At 41.1% G+C, this 20767-nt stretch carries 21 protein-coding genes and 1 pseudogene; 2 read left to right on the top strand and 20 right to left on the bottom strand.

All coding sequences use genetic code 11. The features are described 5' to 3' along the window. From RWZ99_RS04975 to cdaA, 20 genes and pseudogenes are all read right to left on the bottom strand, one after another. Positions 1-275: pseudogene (locus RWZ99_RS04975) on the bottom strand (phosphodiester glycosidase family protein); the annotation flags it as partial. Between the two features lie 160 nt (positions 276-435). Next, entirely contained in the window at positions 436-1170 is a 735-nt protein-coding gene (locus RWZ99_RS04970; RefSeq protein ID WP_314676811.1) for a PHP domain-containing protein, read from the bottom strand. A gap of 8 nt (positions 1171-1178) precedes the next feature. Then, on the bottom strand, positions 1179-1823 hold the full coding sequence (locus RWZ99_RS04965) for a TIGR01906 family membrane protein (protein ID WP_314676810.1): 645 nt from the start codon (positions 1821-1823) through the stop codon (positions 1179-1181). Continuing rightward, complete coding sequence (locus RWZ99_RS04960) at positions 1813-2586, bottom strand: TIGR01457 family HAD-type hydrolase (RefSeq protein WP_314676809.1); 774 nt, start codon at positions 2584-2586, stop codon at positions 1813-1815. The genes RWZ99_RS04965 and RWZ99_RS04960 overlap by 11 nt, the downstream gene beginning before the upstream one ends. A 1-nt stretch (position 2587) precedes the next feature. After that, positions 2588-3331 carry an acyl-ACP thioesterase domain-containing protein gene (locus RWZ99_RS04955; protein ID WP_314676808.1) on the bottom strand — a complete coding sequence of 248 codons (744 nt, stop codon included), beginning with the start codon at positions 3329-3331 and terminating at the stop codon, positions 2588-2590. Beyond that, positions 3332-4468: a radical SAM family heme chaperone HemW gene (gene hemW, locus RWZ99_RS04950; RefSeq protein WP_314676807.1), complete on the bottom strand. Its 1137-nt coding sequence runs from the start codon at positions 4466-4468 to the stop codon at positions 3332-3334. Positions 4469-4564: 96 nt separating this feature from the next. Beyond that, positions 4565-5299, bottom strand: a complete 735-nt coding sequence (locus RWZ99_RS04945) for a hypothetical protein (protein WP_314676806.1) — start codon at positions 5297-5299, stop codon at positions 4565-4567. A 208-nt stretch (positions 5300-5507) separates the two neighbouring features. Then, positions 5508-6596 (bottom strand): hypothetical protein, encoded by a 1089-nt coding sequence (locus RWZ99_RS04940; protein WP_314676805.1) that lies wholly within the window; start codon positions 6594-6596, stop codon positions 5508-5510. Between the two features lie 64 nt (positions 6597-6660). Next, positions 6661-7707 (bottom strand): dTDP-glucose 4,6-dehydratase, encoded by a 1047-nt coding sequence (gene rfbB, locus RWZ99_RS04935; protein WP_002884100.1) that lies wholly within the window; start codon positions 7705-7707, stop codon positions 6661-6663. Positions 7708-7908: 201 nt separating this feature from the next. Further along, positions 7909-8502, bottom strand: coding sequence for a dTDP-4-dehydrorhamnose 3,5-epimerase family protein (locus RWZ99_RS04930; RefSeq protein WP_037600997.1), 594 nt, complete (start codon positions 8500-8502; stop codon positions 7909-7911). After that, positions 8502-9371 carry a glucose-1-phosphate thymidylyltransferase RfbA gene (rfbA, locus tag RWZ99_RS04925; protein ID WP_314676802.1) on the bottom strand — a complete coding sequence of 290 codons (870 nt, stop codon included), beginning with the start codon at positions 9369-9371 and terminating at the stop codon, positions 8502-8504. The genes RWZ99_RS04930 and rfbA overlap by 1 nt, the downstream gene beginning before the upstream one ends. Before the next feature lie 196 nt (positions 9372-9567). Further along, positions 9568-10914, bottom strand: a complete 1347-nt coding sequence (locus RWZ99_RS04920) for an acyl-CoA thioester hydrolase/BAAT C-terminal domain-containing protein (protein WP_314676800.1) — start codon at positions 10912-10914, stop codon at positions 9568-9570. A gap of 182 nt (positions 10915-11096) precedes the next feature. Beyond that, the gene (locus RWZ99_RS04915; RefSeq protein WP_314676799.1) at positions 11097-12188 is read right to left on the bottom strand and encodes an FAD-binding oxidoreductase; all 1092 of its coding nucleotides are present in this window, start codon (positions 12186-12188) and stop codon (positions 11097-11099) included. A 66-nt stretch (positions 12189-12254) separates the two neighbouring features. Continuing rightward, positions 12255-13082, bottom strand: coding sequence for a ZIP family metal transporter (locus tag RWZ99_RS04910; RefSeq protein ID WP_314676798.1), 828 nt, complete (start codon positions 13080-13082; stop codon positions 12255-12257). A gap of 12 nt (positions 13083-13094) precedes the next feature. Then, entirely contained in the window at positions 13095-13883 is a 789-nt protein-coding gene (locus RWZ99_RS04905; RefSeq protein WP_314676796.1) for a Nif3-like dinuclear metal center hexameric protein, read from the bottom strand. Further along, positions 13873-14559, bottom strand: a complete 687-nt coding sequence (locus RWZ99_RS04900; RefSeq protein ID WP_314676794.1) for a tRNA (adenine(22)-N(1))-methyltransferase TrmK — start codon at positions 14557-14559, stop codon at positions 13873-13875. The genes RWZ99_RS04905 and RWZ99_RS04900 overlap by 11 nt, the downstream gene beginning before the upstream one ends. A gap of 97 nt (positions 14560-14656) precedes the next feature. Further along, entirely contained in the window at positions 14657-15097 is a 441-nt protein-coding gene (locus RWZ99_RS04895; protein ID WP_314676793.1) for a GtrA family protein, read from the bottom strand. A gap of 2 nt (positions 15098-15099) precedes the next feature. Beyond that, entirely contained in the window at positions 15100-16452 is a 1353-nt protein-coding gene (gene glmM, locus RWZ99_RS04890; protein WP_314676791.1) for a phosphoglucosamine mutase, read from the bottom strand. Between the two features lie 225 nt (positions 16453-16677). Further along, positions 16678-17643 (bottom strand): CdaR family protein, encoded by a 966-nt coding sequence (locus RWZ99_RS04885; protein WP_314676789.1) that lies wholly within the window; start codon positions 17641-17643, stop codon positions 16678-16680. Further along, the gene (gene cdaA / locus RWZ99_RS04880; RefSeq protein ID WP_314676788.1) at positions 17640-18491 is read right to left on the bottom strand and encodes a diadenylate cyclase CdaA; all 852 of its coding nucleotides are present in this window, start codon (positions 18489-18491) and stop codon (positions 17640-17642) included. Before cdaA ends, RWZ99_RS04885 begins: the two co-directional genes overlap by 4 nt. Positions 18492-18592: 101 nt before the next feature. Here cdaA and murT point away from each other — a divergent pair, with 101 nt between their 5' ends. Together murT and gatD are read left to right on the top strand one after the other, a co-directional pair. Further along, a complete protein-coding gene (gene murT, locus RWZ99_RS04875) occupies positions 18593-19936 on the top strand; it encodes a lipid II isoglutaminyl synthase subunit MurT (RefSeq protein WP_314676786.1) in 1344 nt (447 codons plus the stop codon). Next, positions 19936-20724, top strand: a complete 789-nt coding sequence (gene gatD, locus RWZ99_RS04870) for a lipid II isoglutaminyl synthase subunit GatD (protein WP_314676785.1) — start codon at positions 19936-19938, stop codon at positions 20722-20724. Before murT ends, gatD begins: the two co-directional genes overlap by 1 nt. Positions 20725-20767: the final 43 nt, after the last annotated feature.

Here is a 20767-nt window from a genome sequence, read left to right as displayed (position 1 = left end):
AGCTTGATATCAGCAACATAGTAAGTGGTATCACTGGTTTTACCCGTCGTGATTTCAATTTCCATATTGTCATCTTTATAAGTCGTATCCGTCTTAGTGACCGTTCCAGTGCTGGTAGATGCTGTCGACGAAGCTGTGCTTGAGCTAGTCGTATTAGCCGAAACCGTTGAGACTGCTGAGGGAATGACAAAGACCTTTAAAAGAGAATAAACATTTGCCCCCATCAGAAAAAGGGTAAATAGTAAGGCATAAGCATGCCTTTTTAAGAATTTCATAGAAAACCTCCAATTGTAAAAGATAAGATAGAAACCATAAGTTCCTTTTGCTTGAAATTAGCATAACAAGCAAAACTTAAAATCTTCTATAAATCCCATAACAACGCTTTTCCTTTAAGTTTTCCTTAAGAAAAGACAGCCTCAATTGAAGCTGTCTACGCTAGATAATCATATCTTCTGTAATGTCAAATTCTCTCAAGAGCTCCTGAATCTTATCAAAGTTCAGACGGAAATGTTCTAACTTATGCCCATCAGAGCCAATAGAATACTTGCAACAACCCAAATCCTTAACAAGGCCCAAGGCATAACGATAAAGATCTTCATGATGATAAAGGTACATGCTCTTTGAATTCAGCTCAAAAGCCAAATCATTAGCAATCATTTTCTTAAAAATACGTTCAAGCTGATTCTCATAGGCTTTTAGCTCATCAACAGTCACATCAAAAAGTCGGAAACCGTAGTCAAAGTGGGCCAGAACATCTGCGTCCACACGACCAATAGCATACTCCAACTTGTCCAGATATTCTTGAATAATGCTAGCCTTGTCCATATCAGCCACCTCATCATCAAGATAATCATTAACCCCATTATGGTGAACAGAAAGCAGTTTGAGATCATAGTCCTTACCATCCAAAAAGTCTAAAATATCGCTTTCTCTAGGCTGGTAATAACCAATCTCGATGCCTCGTTTAATACGATTGCCATACTTGAGGTTGAGATTTTCAATCTCGTGACTATAAGCCTCGTACTCTGGCACATCGTCCTGTTTCGTGTAAGGATTAGAGAGATCATAATGCTCTGTCGTTACAATCTCTCCATCAAAATGTGTCAAATAATCAGTAAAATCCGCATCCGAATCATAGGAATGATGGGTATGTAAATGGTTATCACGAATAGACATAATTACTCCTTATTTTTTAAATAGCCTTTCACCTGCTTATGGGCTAGCCAGGTCAACCCCACCATGATTCCCTCATAAATAATAAAGAAAATCACAAAACATTGAAGGAAATACTCTTCAGGCAAAACATTTATAATCGGGTCCAACATTGGATTAAAGAGCCAACTACTATCTCCAGGAAAGAGAGCCTCATGAAAGAGGATGAAGAACTGATCAAATCCTAGGAAAAGTCCCACTACTCCAATAAGGATTGGTAAAACAGCTAGACTCAGATAAAGTCTACGATAAAGACCAAAGGTCCCCTTCTTCACATTTCGCCAAAGAAAACTCATAGCTGGATAAGCCAGTAGGATAACAAGCCCCTGAACCAAATGAAAGAGCCACTTAACATCATGAAAATGCTTAAGGCCACTCTCTGACGACGGAAAATCAGGCATGGCCAGACGACCCACCCAAGGAAAGGTCAGGTATTGCATGAGGACATTGAAGTTATGCCAAAGCTCCGTCTTTCCGATAATGACATAGTTCAAAAGATGCATCCAGTCAATATCAAAATAATAGAAGCCCCATGCTAGATAAATCGTAACCAGAATAGACAAGGCCAGGAGCCAAATGGGAGTCAGAACAGCTTCAATCTTAGTGCGCATCAAAATCCCACTCCGCTAGACTAGAAAGTACATGGTCTGGTTTGACAGGTAGATTTGCAACCTCTTCTGCCATGGTGAAACCGGTTGTCACAAGAAGTGTTGGAAAGTCATTTTTAATGCCAGCTGTAATATCAGTCAAATAATTATCGCCAACTACGATAGTCTGGTTACGTTCTGTACCAAGGATATCTAAGGCTTTATTCATGATGACTGCTTCAGGTTTACCAATAACAATTGGTTTCACACGCGTCGCTGCCTCGATAAGGGCCAAGAGGGAACCAGCACCTGGAAGCAGACCCCGTTCTGTTGGGATGTTCAAATCTGGGTTTGTTCCAATAAACATAGCCCCTTTTTGGATAGCAAGGGTTGCTGTAACCAGCATTTCATAAGTGACGTCACGATCCAATCCCACTACCACATAAGCAGGATTTTCCTCATCTACCGTATAACCCGCATCCGCAATAGCAGATTTAAGCCCAGTCTCACCAATAACATAAACAGTCTTACCACGATTCATATCATTCATGTAGTCAACTGTCGCCAATGTTGCTGTATAAATCGTTTCAAGAGGCGTTTCCAACTCGCACTGATTACGCAAAAGCTCTTGGACCATCTCTGGTGTACGCATACTGTTATTAGTCACAAAAAGATAGGGAATCTGACGCTTCTGCAACTCCTTAACAAAGGCCTCCCCTTCAGGAATACGATCCTTCCCCTTATAAATTGTTCCATCTAAATCAATCAAATAACCTTTATATGTCATCTTACTCGTCTCCTATTTCTTTCCATTGAATAATGGCCTGGGCATGAACATTACCATCAACACAAATCTGGTGTTGACTGCTCAAATTGTCTTGGTCAAACTCATAGCTAGAATAAATTTCTGAACCATGATGAATTTCCTTAACGTACTTGAGATCAATATGGGCTGGTGTGTACTTGGTCAAAAAGTCCAAATCGAAAACATCCAACATCCACTCCAAGTACTTACTATTATTAACGTGACCGTTCATATCTAGGTCAAAATAGCGTACACGATAAAAAGTCTCAAGCGGATTTTCTAAAGCCTTATAGCGAGGCCCTCGAAGCAACTTTTTAGTTTTTTCAGCTCCATAAGGTGCTACCACCTCATTTGGCACCTCAGCAACCTTACGGGTCTCATAATCCATGAGGGCAAAAGTAGTCTTAAAGAGCATGATTTGCTGACCAGCTTCATCTGTGATGTAAAAATTACGATAACAAAAAATTTTATTATAGGATATGGCTTCCGTTGTAATGGTCACCTTTTCATTGTAGCGAGGCAGGCGGTCAATCTCAATAGCATAGTCTGTAACAATCCAAACGAGACCGTAATTATTAAAAACGTCCTTATCCGTATTACCCAAAGACTCTGACTGCATGCCAGATACTTGCAGTGAAAATGCCAATAAGTGTGGTAATTTCACATGATGCGTGATGTCCGTCTCATAAAACGGAATCTGATAAGGAATACTAAATTTTAATCCCATCTAATCCTCCAAGATAAATTGCTCAGCGACACTATCCCCCAGAAAGAGTCCACGTTTGGTCATACGAACGACCTCTGGAGCCTTGACCAAGAGACCATCTGCCTGTAGTTTTTCCACAATGTCTCCATAGGTATCCGCAAATGACAAACCAAACTTCTCTTCAAACCGTTTGATAGACACACCCGACTTTTTACGTAAACCAAGGAAGAACTCCTCCTCCATCATCTCCGCCTTAGTCAGATGTTCTTCATTAAGTCTAGCATGGCCATCCTCTGCTATAGCTTTTAAGTAATGTTGGATAGGCCCTCGATTACGGTAACGAACACCATTGACATAACCAGAGGCCCCAGCACCAACTCCATAGTACTCATCATTATTCCAATACATGAGATTATGTCGACTCTCCATCCCAGGTTTGGTAAAGTTAGAAATCTCGTAGTGCTCAAAACCATTTTTTTCCAACTCTTGGATAATATAGTCAAACATCTCTGCTTCCAAGTCCTCAGTTGGTAGATTAAGCTTACCCCGACGCATCTTATTCATAAAGACCGTGTGATGTTCCAATATCAAACTGTAGAGACTTAGATGTGGAATATCCAGTTCCAGTGCCTTTCTCACATTTTCCTTGACCTGATCCATGGTTTGACCAGGTAGAGCATAAATGAGGTCAATGGAAATATTATGGAAACCAGCAGACTTCAAGCTATCAATGCTTTCATAAATCTGTGCTTGATTGTGGCTGCGACCAATTTGACGCAAGTGCTTGTCATCAAAGGTCTGAACCCCTAAAGACACCCGATTAACAGCAGATTTTTTGAGTACTTCAATCTTATCAACCGTCAAATCACCAGGATTGGCCTCAATGGTAAACTCCTCCAGCTTAGACAAATCCAAGTTCTTCTGAAGATGACTTAAAAGGTAGTCCAATTGCTCGGCAGAAATAGCCGTTGGGGTCCCCCCACCAATATAAAGGGTACGAAGCTCCTTGATATCTAAAAGCTCCCACTCACGAATCAAAGCCCGTAGGTAGTCATCAACGGGCTGATTTTTAATAAAGACCTTGGAAAAGTCACAATAATAACAAATTTGTGTGCAAAATGGAATATGCACATAAGCTGACGTTGGTTTTGTTTGCATGTAACTATTCTACCATTTTTTAAGCAGAAATGAGACCTTGAAAAAGAGGAGTTTGAAGCAAAAAAAGAAACCATCTCTCCAGATAGCTTCTTTACTTTATTTTGTTAATGAAAATGGGAAAGCATTATAGTTGCTATAATCAAAGGTTGGTCCCAAATCAGAGATAAATTGAACTGGCGTATAGGTTCCATTTTCAAGAATAAAACCAGGCTTAGCTTGGAAACCAGCTCCCCCTAGTCCAGTAATACCAGGAAGCAAGGTTGAAAAATCGCCACCTTCCCAAACGTAGAGATTACCAGAAATCTGAACAGCTTTTGCAGTTGTTGAGCTTTGACGATAGGGTTCGTAATCAACATTGAAATTCGCCTTTGAAGTAATGTTGCCATCAGCATCAACTGTAAAACTAATATCTGTTGCTTGAGGACTGGTACCAGTCCAAGTTCCAACCAAAGCTGCTGGAACAGGAAAGTCACTTTGGGTATCAGGTCTTGCTTGACTAGACTTGCTTGAGTCAGAAGCAGCACTACTACTTGCTCCTGCTTGAGCATCGGTTCCTGCTGTGGCTTGATCTTTTCCTGAGCTAGATTCAGAATCACTTGCTAGGTCTTGGCCTTGAGAATCCTTTGAAGCTTCTGACTTGGCCTTTTTATCAGATTTCCTTTCAGCTGTTTTGGTCTTTGCTGATGACTTTACTACTTTAGAAGTTGAAGTGGTAGATGATGACGCAGTGTCTTTTTCTGACTTAGAGCCACATCCGACAAGAACCCCAGAGACAGCTACAGATAACAAAACAAGTAAACAAACACGGATAACTTTACTTTTCATTTTCATAAACCTCTTTTCTATATGTCTATTATATCTATTCTGTTACAAAAATCAAGTTATTTATGTAATTTTAGTAATATTTTTGTAATCATTTGTATCACTGTTATAAGTTAATATTTCCCTGTAGCCAAAAAAATCTATCACTCCCATAGGAATGATAGACTCTTGACTATTATTTAAGTACTTCTTATCTTATCTGATAGAGATATCGTGATTAGCGCGTGTCTTCTCTTTCAAGATAACCTGTATAAGAGAGAAGCTTGAAGCTATCCTCCAAGATAATAATGCGCTTACCACCATCTACAACTACATAAAGGTATGATTTTCCCGCATTGTGGTAGATGTCATTAACACTCTTAGCTTGATAACCATGTGACTTAAGAAACTTCTGTATTTTAGCAAACTCTTTTTGCACCTTACCATTATCTACGCTGCCTGATTGATCCACCAGATATTCTTTTAAAGGTTTAGCAATTAAGATATCTATACCATCAGAATCTGTAGTCATAACACCATTTTCAGAGATAGTCCCTTCTCCTTCTGATTCATCTTCATCATCAAATGTCTTCCAGTTTCCAACAAAAACTTTGGGAACCCCTGCCTTATGAAAAAGACATGTCTTTTTTAAATCTTTGGTACTTCTTGATCCGTAGTAGAGGTCTGTTAAGAATAAATCTAGAACTAAGTTTGTCCCATCCTTCTGAATCAGATTGTAGTAACCAAACACTTCCGTCTTTACCAATATAATCTCTTTGGTCTGTAATTGGTATTTCTTGTCAAAATCAGCAATAGTTTTGAGTTTTGAATCACTGACGTCCACTAAGTTTTCTTCAAATTTCTGTCTAGCTTTCTTACCAATAGAGACTTCTTTGATTTCTTCTTCCCTATGGCCTGCAACGAGTTTTGACTTCTTCCCACTTAAATCATAAACCAAACCAGCATTATTACTATTTACCCACAAACCACTCAAGTTTGTTCCTCTGGAAGAAAACAAAAAGAAGGCAAGGCTTGTTGCTAGGACAAGAAGTAAAGCTATGGCAAGACCTATAAAAGTCTTTTTACCAAACTTTTTCTGTTTAACAAAGACAGTCTGCTGTGCAGAGGCTTGATTGACCATTTGACCAGTCATTTGATATGGTGAAGGCATGGCTCCTCCAGTCACGGAATTACCATTACTCGAAAAAGTAGCCTGCCTTCCTTCCATAACAAATTCACCATTTAAAAGAGCCTGCTGACACTCCTGGATAGTGGGCTTACGATTATTAATCGCTTCAAAATATTCAATCCATTCTTTCCTATTCATCATCTCTCCTAACAATTCTTAATAGAAAGATCTATCACTAGCTTATAAGTGATAGATCTTCCAATTATTTAAGCACTTCTTGTGTCTTAGCGTAGTTAGCTTCAACAGCTTCTTTTTCAGCTTTCCACCAGTCTTGGTGATCAGTGTACCACTTGATTGTTTCTTCCAAACCTGATTCGAAGTTTGTGAATTGTGGTTCCCAACCGAGTTCTTCACGCAATTTTGTTGAATCAATAGCGTAACGCAAATCGTGACCAGCACGGTCTGTTACACGGTCGTAGGCATCTTTTGGTTGACCCATTTTTTCAAGGATGAGTTCAAGCACTTCCTTGTTGTTCTTTTCACCATCAGCACCGATCAAGTAAGTTTCACCGATACGGCCCTTAGTAAGGATGGCCCAAACACCAGTTGAGTGGTCGTTAGTGTGAATCCAGTCACGGACGTTTTTACCTTCACCATAAAGTTTTGGTTTAATACCTGACAAGATATTGGTGATTTGACGTGGGATGAACTTTTCGATGTGTTGGTATGGTCCATAGTTGTTTGAGCAGTTTGAGATCGTTGCCTTAACACCAAATGAACGAACCCATGCTTTAACAATAAGGTCTGAAGCAGCCTTAGTTGATGAATAAGGTGATGATGGGTTGTATTTGGTTTCTGCAGTAAATTTTTCACCAGGACCTTCACCATGTCCAGGAAGATCTTCACGCAATGGAAGGTCACCATACACTTCGTCTGTTGACACGTGGTGGAAACGAATATCGTATTTACGAGCAGCTTCCAAGAGTGTGTAAGTACCAATAAAGTTTGTGTGGATAAATGGTGATGGGTCGTTCAATGAATTGTCATTGTGGCTTTCGGCTGCATAGTGAACGATGGCATCAGCCTTAGCAGCCAATTTATCAACCAATTCAGCATCAGCAATATCACCAACAACCAATTCAACACGGTCACCAAGGATTTCTTCAATGTTGGCACGGTTACCAGCATATGTGAGTTTGTCAAGGACAGTCACATGAACGTCTGGATGATTGTTGTAGACATAGTGTACGAAGTTTGAACCGATGAAACCTGCGCCACCGGTTACGATAATGTTTTTATATTCAGTCATTTTTTCTCCAAATAGTTTTTTCCTTGGATTGTTCCTTTAGCTAGTGAGGGACGCCAGCAACCCTTCGGTTTCATGGCTAAATCCGGAGCCGAAGTCTCCGGATTTCCCTACAAGATTCCCAAGGGAATCTTGTTTTCACTAGGGCAGGAACAATCTAATAACGCTCCTTGCAGTCGCGATACCGCTGCGCAAAGTTCGTTTTTACAAATCTTCTGCTTTTAGGGGTTTGACGTCTTTGAGCAGTGGGTGGTTCTTATCTGCTTCTGAGACCTCTGCTTCTTCTAAGTTTTCCCACTTGATATCAAGGCTTGGATCTGCATAGTTGACAAAGGCGTATTTTGGTTTGAGTTCAAGTGCCCAGTAGTCGTTCACAAGATAGCTGTATGAGACCTTATCAGACAAAACTTGGAAACCATTGGCAACACCACGAGGAACGAAGATTCCTTTTGAGGCATCAATGACTGTTTGGTAAGTATTCCCAAAAGTTTCGCCTTCACGAAGATCAACCCATGTTCCAAGAACCTTTCCTTCATCTGCTACTGAGATGTATTTATCCCAAGGCTCAGCGTGCAAACCACGCAAAACATTTTTACGTGAGAAAGAAACGTTGTTTTGTAATTTTCCTTCTGCAAAGAATGATTCTGGAAAACCAAGCGGCAACATTTTTTCTTTTTGGAAGTTTTCCTTAAACCAACCACGGTTGTCCCCGTGTACTGGAATATCAAATTCAAGCAAGCCTGGAATGGCCTCAATCTTACGTGCAGCTAGTTCTTTTCCAAAAAATTGTTCAGTCATTATGCTTCTCCAATCAAACGGAGCAAATATTGTCCGTATTCATTTTTCTTAAGCGGTTGTGCCAATTCGAGGACCTGTTCTTTAGTGATGTAACCCATGCGATAGGCAATTTCTTCAAGGTTAGCCACTTGGACATTTTGCAAACGTTGAACTGTTTCAATGTACTGCGCCGCTTGCAAGAGACTCTCGTGAGTGCCTGTATCCAACCAAGCAAAGCCACGTCCCATCAGCTCAACAGAAAGATCTCCACGATCTAAGTAAGCCTTGTTAACATCAGTGATTTCAAGCTCTCCACGAGGACTTGGTTTGATGTTTTTAGCAATTTCCACAACATCATTGTCATAGAAATAAAGACCAGTTACAGCAAAGTTGGATTTTGGATGTTCTGGTTTTTCTTCGATTGAGATGGCATTCATATCTTCATCAAACTCAACCACACCAAAACGTTCTGGGTCTTTAACTTGGTAGCCAAAGACTGTAGCACCTTTTTCCTTAGCTTCAGCACGTTGAAGCATTGCAGAAAGACCATTGCCATGGAAAATGTTGTCTCCGAGCACAAGAGCAACGCTGTCATCACCGATGAAGTCTTCACCAATGATAAAAGCTTGAGCCAGGCCATCTGGACTTGGTTGTACAGCGTAAGAAAGGGAAATACCAAACTCTGAACCATCGCCAAGGAGCTCTTCAAAACGTGGAAGGTCCTGTGGTGTTGAGATGATGAGAATTTCCTTGATTCCAGCCAACATGAGCGTTGACAGTGGGTAGTAAATCATTGGTTTATCATAAATCGGCATCAGTTGTTTGGATGCGGCACGTGTTAGTGGATACAAACGCGTCCCTGAACCGCCGGCAAGAATAATACCTTTCATAAGAAGGCTCCTTTTTTCTCTAATATATTACCTTTATTTTAGCATTTTTCAGGCCCCTTGTCACGACAAAGCCTGAGCTATTAAGCTTTCATTAAGAAAATCAAAGGTGTCCATTTTCTTAATGAAATGGAAAAAGGACTTCAATTGAAATCCTTTTCTTGCAATATTACTCTTGAGAAGAGTGATTTTCATCCTCTTAGTGTCTTTGTGCACTCATCCAGTCAAAAATACTGTTATATGTTTGTCCATTGACACTAGCACGAGAACCACCACCATTGGTTGGGTCAGTGGCTACCATACCACTATAACCGTCCCAATTTTTCGTATTTTCAGGATGCTGAACACCAATCACCTGGTCATGGAAGAAATAAATCCAAGCCCAATGACCGTCATACTCTGTGCCAGGGAGATCAGTTCCTGTTGCTGTTTCAAAGTATGAGAACCATTTGTTCGTTGCTCCTGAAGTAATCAGACTCTTGTATAAAGGTAGAGCACTATTTTCTGGTTGTACTGTTGCGTCTGCCTTCGTATGAATCAACCACATAGGCTGATTCTTAAGTTTATCAATCCCAGATTGGTCAACAGTTAGGGGAGCAGCAATTGGAATGAGTGCTGCAAAATAGTCTGGGTAGGTTGCTCCCATGGTCAATACCATACCACCACCGTTGGATGCACCAGCCAAATAGATACGTCCCTTATCTACTTCTGGGTGATTAGAAAGGTAGCTATCAATGGTTTCTTTGAGTTGTGCTGCATTATCCGCCCCCCATGGCGTCTGGCTTTGAACAGCTAATACATTGACTCCACGCGCCTGGTCACCAGTCGTTAGGAAATGGCCTTGAATATCAGGCTGGGTAAGCGCATAAACGTCATTTGAAAGAAGGGGAATATTCATATCTGTCCCTCTCTCACCAATTCCGTGTAGCCAAACAATTAAAGGTTTGGTGCTATTACCTGTACCAGTCTGAGCACTATAGGCTGCGTACTGCATATTGCCAACCTGTCCTCGCTCGTCGAAAACCTCCGTAGTTGGCATTAAACGATTGTTGATGGCATCCTGCTCAGATGAAATCATCTGCGACTGACTACTACCTTCTGTCACTACTGACAAATCTTTCATTGATACCATGTAACTTTCCAGCCATTGGTTGGTCCATGTAGTAAGGTTAAAATACATAGGTTCAGCATTTCCACCCATGTTATAGCGATTGTAAGACGGTAAACTCAATTCAAGTGTCACATACTTGCTATTATCATAATAGACTACATGCCCCTTATCATCGGACACATAAGAATTCGTTACCTGACGACTAACTCCTGCTGTTGTAACCTGAGTTGAGCTGTGGACAACCTCAGGCGTGACCTTCTGGTTAAATTCAAAAATGACTTTGGTTACAGCTGGCCCAAACTCATAGCTCTCCAAGACAATACTTGTCTTTGTTACAGCTAAATCTTCGGCTGCTACTGCTTTGACTGACAAGCCTAAACTGATAACCAGCATGGCTAGTAAGGCTGCCATATAAATTTTAACTTTTTGGAACATAGTCCCCTCCCATTTTTATTAGTATTCACCTACAAGCGATGAACACTTACTATTTTATCATCTTCTAATTAAATAAGAAATAGATGTAAATGATTCTAATAAAAAAGAATCAGCAAACATCTCTCGATAAAGAGAAATAGCTTACTGATTCTTAAATCTTAATATATTGAAGGGCTTTACAACTATTGGACTTTCTTCTTAACGTATTGAGTCACTGGATAATCTGTACTGTCCAAGCTACCAGAGCGGTTCATGACCAAATCAACTAGATTTTTTCCAATAAGTGGGCCAGTTGTAAGCCCTGAAGATCCTAAACCTGAGGCAACGAAGACGTTTTTAAGCTCTGGAACTTCTCCAAAGAAAGGCGAGAAGTCACTGGTATATGCTCTAGTTCCCACACGTTCAGAGCAGGACTTGACAGTACTTAAGTTAGGGAAATAGGTCTTAGCCTCCTCCTCCAGACCTTCTAGAACAGATTCATCAACCGTCAAATCAAAGCCTTTGTCATTTTCGTGACTGGCCCCTACCGAAATCTTTCCACCCGCAAAAGGAATGATATCTAATTCTCCCTCTGGCATCAGAACAGGCAACTTACCAGTATCTAAGCCCTCAAAGAAATAATCTCGTAATTGACCCTTTTGGGGGCGAACATCTACTTCAAAACCAAGGGGGTCAAGTGTTTGACCTAGCCAGGCACCACAAGCGAGAATGACCTTGTCAAAAGTTTGACCGTTAATCTCATAAGTACCGTTGTCAAGAGGAGAGAGTGTAACTTGACCTTTTATCTTTTCAAAACCAGAGGCCTCAATCAAAGTCGCTGTCAATTCTGCCCCTTCGACTCTGGCTCCTCCAGAAGCATAGAGATAACGGTCAAATCCAGTGAATTCAGGGAGGTCATCAGCATTTTTTAGAGAGAGTTCACCAATAATAGGTGACTCTTCTAGCCTAGTCTCAGCATGCTGATACAAACCATCCAATTTACTATCGTCTTTCTTGAGAAGGGCCACACCAGACTGATCATAAAAGCTCGTGTCATAACCATCATTTTCAAGATCTGAAGCTAACTCTTGGTAAAAATCAGCTCCTAAACGAGCCATGCGATACCAAGCCTTATTTCGGCGTTTAGAAAACCAGGGGCTGATAATCCCTGCTGCTGCCTTGGTTGCTTGTCCAAGACCATGGTCAAAAATAGTAACCTCTACGTCTTTTTCTTTTGATAGGTAATAGGCAGCCGTTGAACCGACAATACCTGCTCCAACAATTGCAATTTTCATCTCTAACTCCATCTATTTGAAAAAAGCTGAGACCTATACACATAGGCACAGCTCATCATTAATCATTTATCCCAAGGCAACATCCATGACCATCATGACTACAAAGCCAACCATAAGTCCCAAGGTTGCCACGTCAGTATTACCATTGGTCTGTGATTCGGGAATCAATTCCTCTGTTACCACAAAAATCATGGCACCTGCTGCAAAGGCCAAGGCATAAGGAATAATAGCCATCATCCACATAACAAGAGCAGCTCCCATGATAGCTCCGATAGGCTCCACGATAGCTGACATAGAACCCCAATAGAAAGCCTTGATTCGAGATTTTCCATCTGCTCGAATAGGAACTGAGAGGGCTGCACCTTCAGGGACATTCTGCAAACCAATCCCGATAGCTAGCCCAATAGCTCCCATGAGACCAGCGAGTGTCATATTACCACCGGCCAAGGCACCAAAGGTAACCCCGACTGCCAAGCCCTCTGGAAAGTTATGAATGGTAATAGCCAAAAAGAGTAGGGCTGTTTTTGATAATTTTTTCTTACGAGGCTGAATGCCTTCCGCTTTTGAAATATCATTTCCCAAATGCAAGTGAGGGACGACAGCATCAATCAAACGAAGGGCGATACCACCAAGTAGGAAGCCAGCTGCCGCTGGAAACCAAGACCACTTCCCATAGCCATTTTGGCTGGCATAAGCTAAAGAAGGGTCCAAGAGTGACCAAAAAGAGGCTGCAATCATGACACCAGCCGCAAAGCCCATCATGATGTCTAGCAATTTACGACTAATATTCTTGAAGAAGAAAACTATGGCTGAGCCAACAATAGTACATGCCCAGGTAAAGAGACCTGCAAGAAAAGCCAAGAAAACCACATTTTGATGTAAAAGCCAATTCATAAACAAATCCTCCTACAAATGATCAAAAGGATTAGTTGATGACTGACTTTCAAGTATAGTCACATTCCAATTATGCTCAAGTTTCCAGGCCTCAAGTTTCTCAGCAACCTTTGAGATAAAGAGGGATTCGATATGGTGACCAGGGTCAATAGCCAAGAGGCCGTTAGTAATCATCTCCTGACCTGTATGGTAATAAACATCACCCGTGATAAAGACCTGTGCTCCCTTTTTCAAAGCATCCTTGTAAAATCCTTGGCCACTACCACCGCAAATAGCCACACGGTTAACCAGAGGATTGTCATGATTATAACGAACCAAACGAATACTATCTAAGCCAAAAACAACCTTGACTTTAAGGGCAAGCTCTTCAAGCGTCTGTGGCACAATATCACCCACTCGACCGATTCCTTGATTTTCAGCAGTCTCTGTCAAATAAGTAGTATCCTTAATGTCGAGTAGGTCACAAAACCAATCATTAAGGCCATCATCAACGACATCAATATTTGTATGGCTGACATAGACAGCAATGTCGTGCTTAACTAGGTCAAGCAAAATATCACGGTCCGGCGAAGACACCAAATCCTTTACAGGACGGAAAATAGGTGCATGCTTGGCAATAATGAGGTCCACACCCTTGTCAATTGCTTCAGCTACCGTATTTTCACGAACATCCAAGGTGACCATAACCTTCTGAATATCCTTGTCCAGACTACCAATCTGCAAACCTACTACATCACCCTCCATGGAAAGTTCCGGTGGACAAAAGGCCTCATAAGACTTGATAAGATCACTAGCTAACATGGTCCAAAACCTCCTTAATGGTTTGAATTTTTTCTTCAATCACTGCACGGTCATCCTGATTGGCAAGGGGGATAGATCCCAAGGCAATCTCTAATTTATTAATTTCACGTTGCCATTTGAGTTGGAAAACCTGAGACTGCTCTTGCATAAGATGAGGGCCAAAGCGAATCTCCCTCTCTGAAAGATTCATTTGACCAACTTCTGCCACTATGATTTCGTAATATTTGCCATTTTCAGTCATAATGGCTTCTGCAACAATAGTAAAACCATTTTCCATCAACCAGATACGGAGATCATCTTCACGATTATTTGGTTGCAAAATCAGACGATCTACATACTTAAGTTTTTCCTTTCCTGCATCAAGAATATCCGCAATAAGACGTCCCCCCATACCACAAATCGTAATAGTTGTAACGGCATCAGAAGGCTCAAAGGCAGCCAAGCCATTAGCCAAACGCACGTCGATTTTATCATTGAAACCAGAAGCTGAGACATTTGCGAGAGCTGATTCGTAAGGGCCCTTTACCACTTCGCCAGCAATGGCTGAAGTAATCAAGCCCTTTTCAAGTAAATAAATCGGAAGATAGGCATGATCACTTCCTACATCCAAGAGTTTTGCACCTTTAGGAACATAGGTTGCTACGTCCTTGAGGCGTTGAGATAATTGTACGTACATGTTTCATCTTTCTATTTTTTAAGTCTCTTCAATTATATCAAAAAAGGAGGTTGGGAAGAAATGCTTTTAACACATTTCCTAACAACTTCCTTTTTGTTTATACTTTTTCGCCAGTAAAGACGAAGAATTTAGAAATAATATAGTTCAAAACAATGATAAGGACCTGAGAAAATAGGCTTTCGATACCATTTACCCATGCCTGACTGTGACCAACGAATTGACCAATAATTTCTGGATAAGTATCCACCAAGAAATAGGCTAATGCCAAATCCAAGACCAAGGTCAAAAGGCGGGCTCCTACGAACTTAACAAAGCGCTTGGCCATACCTGTCTTTTCCTGATTAAAGACAAACATGTCATTTGTAAAAAAGGCAAAGATAATGGCAATCGCATTGGCCAAGACAGCCGATAAGGTCCCTTGTTGGGTCAACTGAAAAATCAAGGTACGGCTAAGCATGTAAACCAAAGTTGCCAAAACCCCAAAGAAGAGATATTTGAAAACTTCGGTTGCCATAAAGCCTCTGAGTTTAGCTATCATACTTAGTCCAATCCAATTTCTGCACGAACAACATCGGCAATAGTATCGACGTAGTAGTTCACTTCATCATCTGTTGGTGCTTCTGCCATAACACGAAGGAGAGGCTCTGTACCACTTGGACGAACCAAGATACGACCATTTCCAGCCATCTCAGTTTCCATTTTTTCAATGATAGCAGCAATTGCAGGAACTTCCATAGCTTTATCTTTCATGCTATTTTCCACACGGATATTAACCAATTTTTGAGGGTAAATAGTCACTTCTGCTGCCAATTCAGACAAGCTCTTACCTGTTTCAACCATGACTTTAGTCAATTGGATAGCTGTCAATTGACCATCACCAGTTGTGTTGTAATCCATGATAATAACGTGACCAGACTGTTCGCCACCAAGATTATAATCGTTTTTACGCATTTCTTCAACAACGTAACGGTCACCAACAGCAGTCACAGCCTTGTTAATACCTTCACGGTCGAGAGCCTTGTGGAAACCAAGGTTTGACATAACTGTTGTAACAATAGTGTTTTTAGCTAACTCACCTTTTTGAGATAAGTATTTACCAATGATGTACATCACCTTGTCACCATCGACAATATCGCCATTTTCATCAACGGCAATGAGGCGGTCACTGTCTCCATCAAAGGCAAGACCGATTGCTGAACCAGTTTCTCTAACTAAGGCCTGCAATTGCTCTGGGTGTGTAGAACCTACACCATCATTGATGTTAAGGCCATCAGGTTGATCACCAATAACAGCGATTTCTGCATTCAAGTCAAGGAAAATGTTACGAGCAGATACCGCAGCCGCACCGTTAGCTGCATCCAAGGCAACCTTCATACCACCGAGGTCAAGACCAGTAGCCACCAAGAATTTTTCGTATTTACGAAGACCTTCTGGATAATCTACAAGCGTCCCAAGTCCTTCAGCTGATGGGCGTGGAAGAGTATCTTCTGCAGCATCTAGAAGAGCTTCAATTTCCGCTTCACGTGCATCATCCAATTTAAAGCCATCTCCACCAAAGAACTTGATACCATTATCAAGAGCTGGATTGTGGCTAGCTGAAATCATTACACCAGCACTAGCATTTTCTGTACGTACCAAGTATGATACACCTGGTGTCGCAAGTACTCCGAGTTTGTAGACCTCGATACCTACTGAGAGCAGTCCCGCTACCAATGCAGATTCTAACATCTCACCAGAAATACGTGTATCACGAGCCACAAAAACTTTAGGACGGCCAGTTTCATGTTGACTAAGCACATAACCACCAAAACGACCTAATTTGAAGGCCAATTCAGGCGTAAGCTCAACGTTTGCTTCTCCACGAACACCGTCTGTTCCAAAATATTTACCCATTATTTTACTATTAGTGCCTGTGCACTAAATCCTCCTTAAACTTTGATGCTGTTTAGCAAGGGCCAACCCAATCTAGTGAAACCTATCTAGATAATCTAACTTTATAAGATTTCACCAATATTTTCAACCCTTGTTTTAAAACATTATTAATTGGTTACATTTTTATGAGATTAGTCCCTCTCAATCCAATCTATTATACCTAAATTTGACGGAAATGTAACTCCCTCACTTTTGCGTGACTTTCAAGTTAACCGTCACAGTACTTGGTTGCACTGTGACACCCTCTGCTGTAAGCTCTACGGTTTTTGATGTATCCTTAGTTACTTGGCTAATGTCTACAGGGACTGTGATGCTATCGATTTTATCCATGGCTTCTTGACTACCAACAATAGTCACATTCCCACGATCAAAGCTATAACTAATGCTAGACACGTTGCTAGCCTTATCGCCAGTCAACTCTACCTTAACTGGAACTGATTTACTCAATTTTCTCAAACTAATCTTAGCATGAACCTTAGCTGGGGAAATCGAACTAGCTAGAACCGTTCCATTAGACGAAACTGCTTGAAGAACCAAGTTTCCATTATAATCTTCGGACAACTCTGAATCGCCTTCCAATACCGCCTGAACGTGATCAATTTGATTAATGATATCTTCGCTCGATGTCACCTCTACCTTGGTTTCATCCAAGCTAACCTTTTTCACTTCATAGCCATTAGCCAACTTATCCGGTGTGATATTTGCAACCACATCAAATGTCTTACTAGCTTTTTTACCTATGGTTGCTGTCAAGGTCGATGGTGAAACCTGTGCAGACATGCCGTTTGGAAGATCCTTGACCTGAATAGAAACGCGGCTAGTACCCTGACCAAAATTTGACAAATCAGCCACCAATTTAAAGTGACGCGTATCACTATTTGCTTCAGTCGTCAAGGCCAATTGTGTCGTCGCTGTCAGATAGACCTCAGCATCATAGGAATAGCCACTGATAAAGTACTTATCACTATCGTATTTGATATCGACAGGGACCGACTCAACGGTCTGCGTGAAAGTATTGGATGCAATTGAGCTATTATTTTTATTTTGCGTATTCCCCGACCAGGCTGTGAAAAAAAGTATGACAGCAAAGAAGAGGGCAACTACTATCTGCCACAAGCGATCATTTGTGAAAAATCTTACTAAACGCTTCATTTTTCACCACCTCCCATCCAACGTTGGAAAAATGACTGACGTGGTTCCTGCTCTTTCAACAAGATAAGACTTAACTCTTGTTCAAATTCTTGAACTGATAGGTCGTGCAAAAAATTGCCCTTGTGAGCAATGGAAATCGCACCCGTTTCTTCAGAAACGACAAAGGTAAGTGCATCTGTTTGTTCTGAAAGACCAATGGCAGCTCTGTGTCTTGTCCCAAATTCCTTGGAAATCTTATTAGACTCTGATAATGGCAGATAAGAACAAGCTGTTGCCACCTTATTATCTCTTATGATTACTGCACCATCATGAAGCGGCGTATTTGGGATGAAGATATTTATTAAAAGTTCCCCTGTCACCACCGCATCTAGCGGAATCCCTGTCGCAATCTGTTCTTGTAAGGTCTGGGTCTGTTCAATAGAAACCAAGGCTCCAATCTTTCGCGGGCTCATATACTTGACGGCCTTAACAAAGGCCTGAACCAATTTTTCATCTGAACTGACCTCTTTATTTTGCAAAAAATGCTGAGGTGTCCGTCCAAATGTCTCAAGTGCCGAACGAAGTTCTGGCGCAAAAATAACGACTGCTGCAATAGGGCCATAATTGATGACCTGATTCATCAAATAAGAAATCGTCGTGAATCCAATAAAATCAGAGATAATCTTTACAAAAATAAATAAGACTACCCCTTGGACTAGGGTCATGATTTTTGTTCCTCTCAGAGCCCTAATAAACCGATAAATTAAAAAAGCAACAATCAATATGTCCAAACTATTGACGAGAACTTTCAACGGACTATCAAATAGTGACCGCCAAAAATCAATGTCAATGGACGAAAGTAATCCCATACATATCACACTTTCTTTTAATTTTTAAACAGTTTCTATTATACCACGAATTCTAACTATTTTGAGACTACAATCACTACTTTTTGTGATAAAATAAATTCATGACTATGAAAACTACCATGGGAATTCTAGCGGGAAAAGCTAGCCATTTCGTCCTTTCAAAATTGGGACGTGGCTCAACCCTGCCTGGAAAAATCGCCCTTAAATTTGACAAAGATATTTTAGACACTTTAGCCAAGGATTACGAGATTGTCGTTGTCACTGGAACCAATGGTAAGACTCTGACAACAGCTTTAACAGTAGGAATTCTTAAAGAAGCTTTTGGTGAGATTGTGACCAACCCTAGTGGAGCCAACATGATCACAGGAATCACTTCTACTTTCCTAACAGCTAAAAAAGCCAAGTCTGGTAAGAAAATCGCTGTCTTGGAAATTGACGAGGCTAGCCTTCCAAAAATCACTGAATACATCACTCCAAGTCTTTTTGTCTTCACAAATATTTTCCGTGACCAAATGGACCGCTACGGTGAAATCTACACTACTTATCAGATGATTTTAGATGGTGCTGCTAAGGCGCCAGAGGCAACTATTTTGGCTAATGGGGACAGTCCTCTCTTTAATTCTAAAGAGGTAGTCAATCCCGTGCGTTTCTACGGTTTTGACACTGAAAAACATGCACCAGAGCTTGCACACTATAATACTGAAGGAATAGTGTGTCCTAAGTGTGAGAGCATTCTTCAGTATCACCTTAATACTTACGCTAACTTGGGTGACTATGTGTGCCTTAACTGTGACTTCCACCGTCCAGAATTAGATTATAAGCTAACGCAGCTGACAAATATCACCAATACCACTTCTGAATTTATCATTGATGGCCAAGATTACAAGATTAACGTCGGAGGGCTCTACAACATCTACAATGCTCTTGCTGCCGTTTCTGTCGCTGAATTCTTCGGTGTTGCTCCAGAGCAAATCAAAGCTGGTTTTGATAAGAGTCGTGCTGTCTTTGGACGCCAAGAAACCTTTAAAATCGGTGATAAATCATGTACTCTGGTACTGATTAAGAATCCAGTTGGAGCTAGCCAAGCTCTGGATATGATTAAACTTGCAGACTATCCATTTAGCTTGTCAGTCCTTCTTAACGCCAACTATGCTGATGGTATTGATACTAGCTGGATTTGGGATGCCAACTTTGAAAGCATTCTCGACATGGATATTCCTGAGATTAATGCTGGTGGCGTCCGTCACTCTGAAATTGCCCGCCGTCTGCGTGTCACTGGCTATCCAGAGAACAAAATTACACAAGCAGAAAAACTCGAAGATATTATGGCCCTAATTGAAAAGCAAGACTGCGACCATGCCTATATCCTAGCGACCTATACGGCCATGCTTGAGTTTCGTGATATTCTTGCCCAACGTCATGCTGTCGGAAAGGAGATGAACTAATGACCTATACTTCTCTCAAATCTCCAGAAAATCGTGACTATACCTACGACCTAAATGTTGCTCATCTTTATGGTAATCTGCTCAATACCTATGGTGACAACGGTAATGTCCTAATGATGAAATACGTGGGGGAAAAGCTTGGTGCTAAAATGACCTTCGACATCGTTTCTGTTGGGGACGACTTCGACAAAGACTACTACGACATGGTCTTCTTTGGTGGTGGTCAAGACTATGAACAATCCATCGTGGCCAAAGATCTCCCATCCAAACGTGACGCTATTGATCAATTCATCCAAGATAATAAGGTTATCCTAGCCATTTGTGGTGGTTTCCAGCTTTTGGGACAATACTACATCCAAGCTAACGGGGTTCGTATCGATGGCATTGGCGTCATGGGCCACTACACTCTTAATCAAGAAAATAACCGTTATATCGGTGACATCAAAATTCATAACGAAGAGTTCAATGAAACCTATTATGGCTTTGAAAATCACCAAGGTCGTACCTTCCTTTCTGATGATGAAAAGCCACTTGGAAAGGTGGTCTACGGTAATGGCAATAACAAGGAAGATGGTACGGAAGGTGTCCACTACAAGAACGTCTTTGGTAGCTACTTCCATGGCCCAATTCTTTCTCGTAACGCCAACCTTGCTTACCGCTTGGTAACAACTGCCCTTCGTAACAAGTATGGTCAGGATATTCCATTACCAAGTTATGATGACATCCTCTCGAGCGAGGTCGCTGAAGAGTATGCAGATACTAAATCAAAAGCAGAATTCGAGAAATAATGCTCTTAAACAAAAAAGTGAACCCTCAAGGTTCACTTTTTTT

The sequence above is a fragment of the uncultured Streptococcus sp. genome, assembly GCF_963545685.1.
Classification (GTDB): domain Bacteria; phylum Bacillota; class Bacilli; order Lactobacillales; family Streptococcaceae; genus Streptococcus.
The sequence above is the reverse complement of the archived record's forward strand: the minus strand, read 5'-3'. Positions and strand labels throughout refer to the sequence as shown.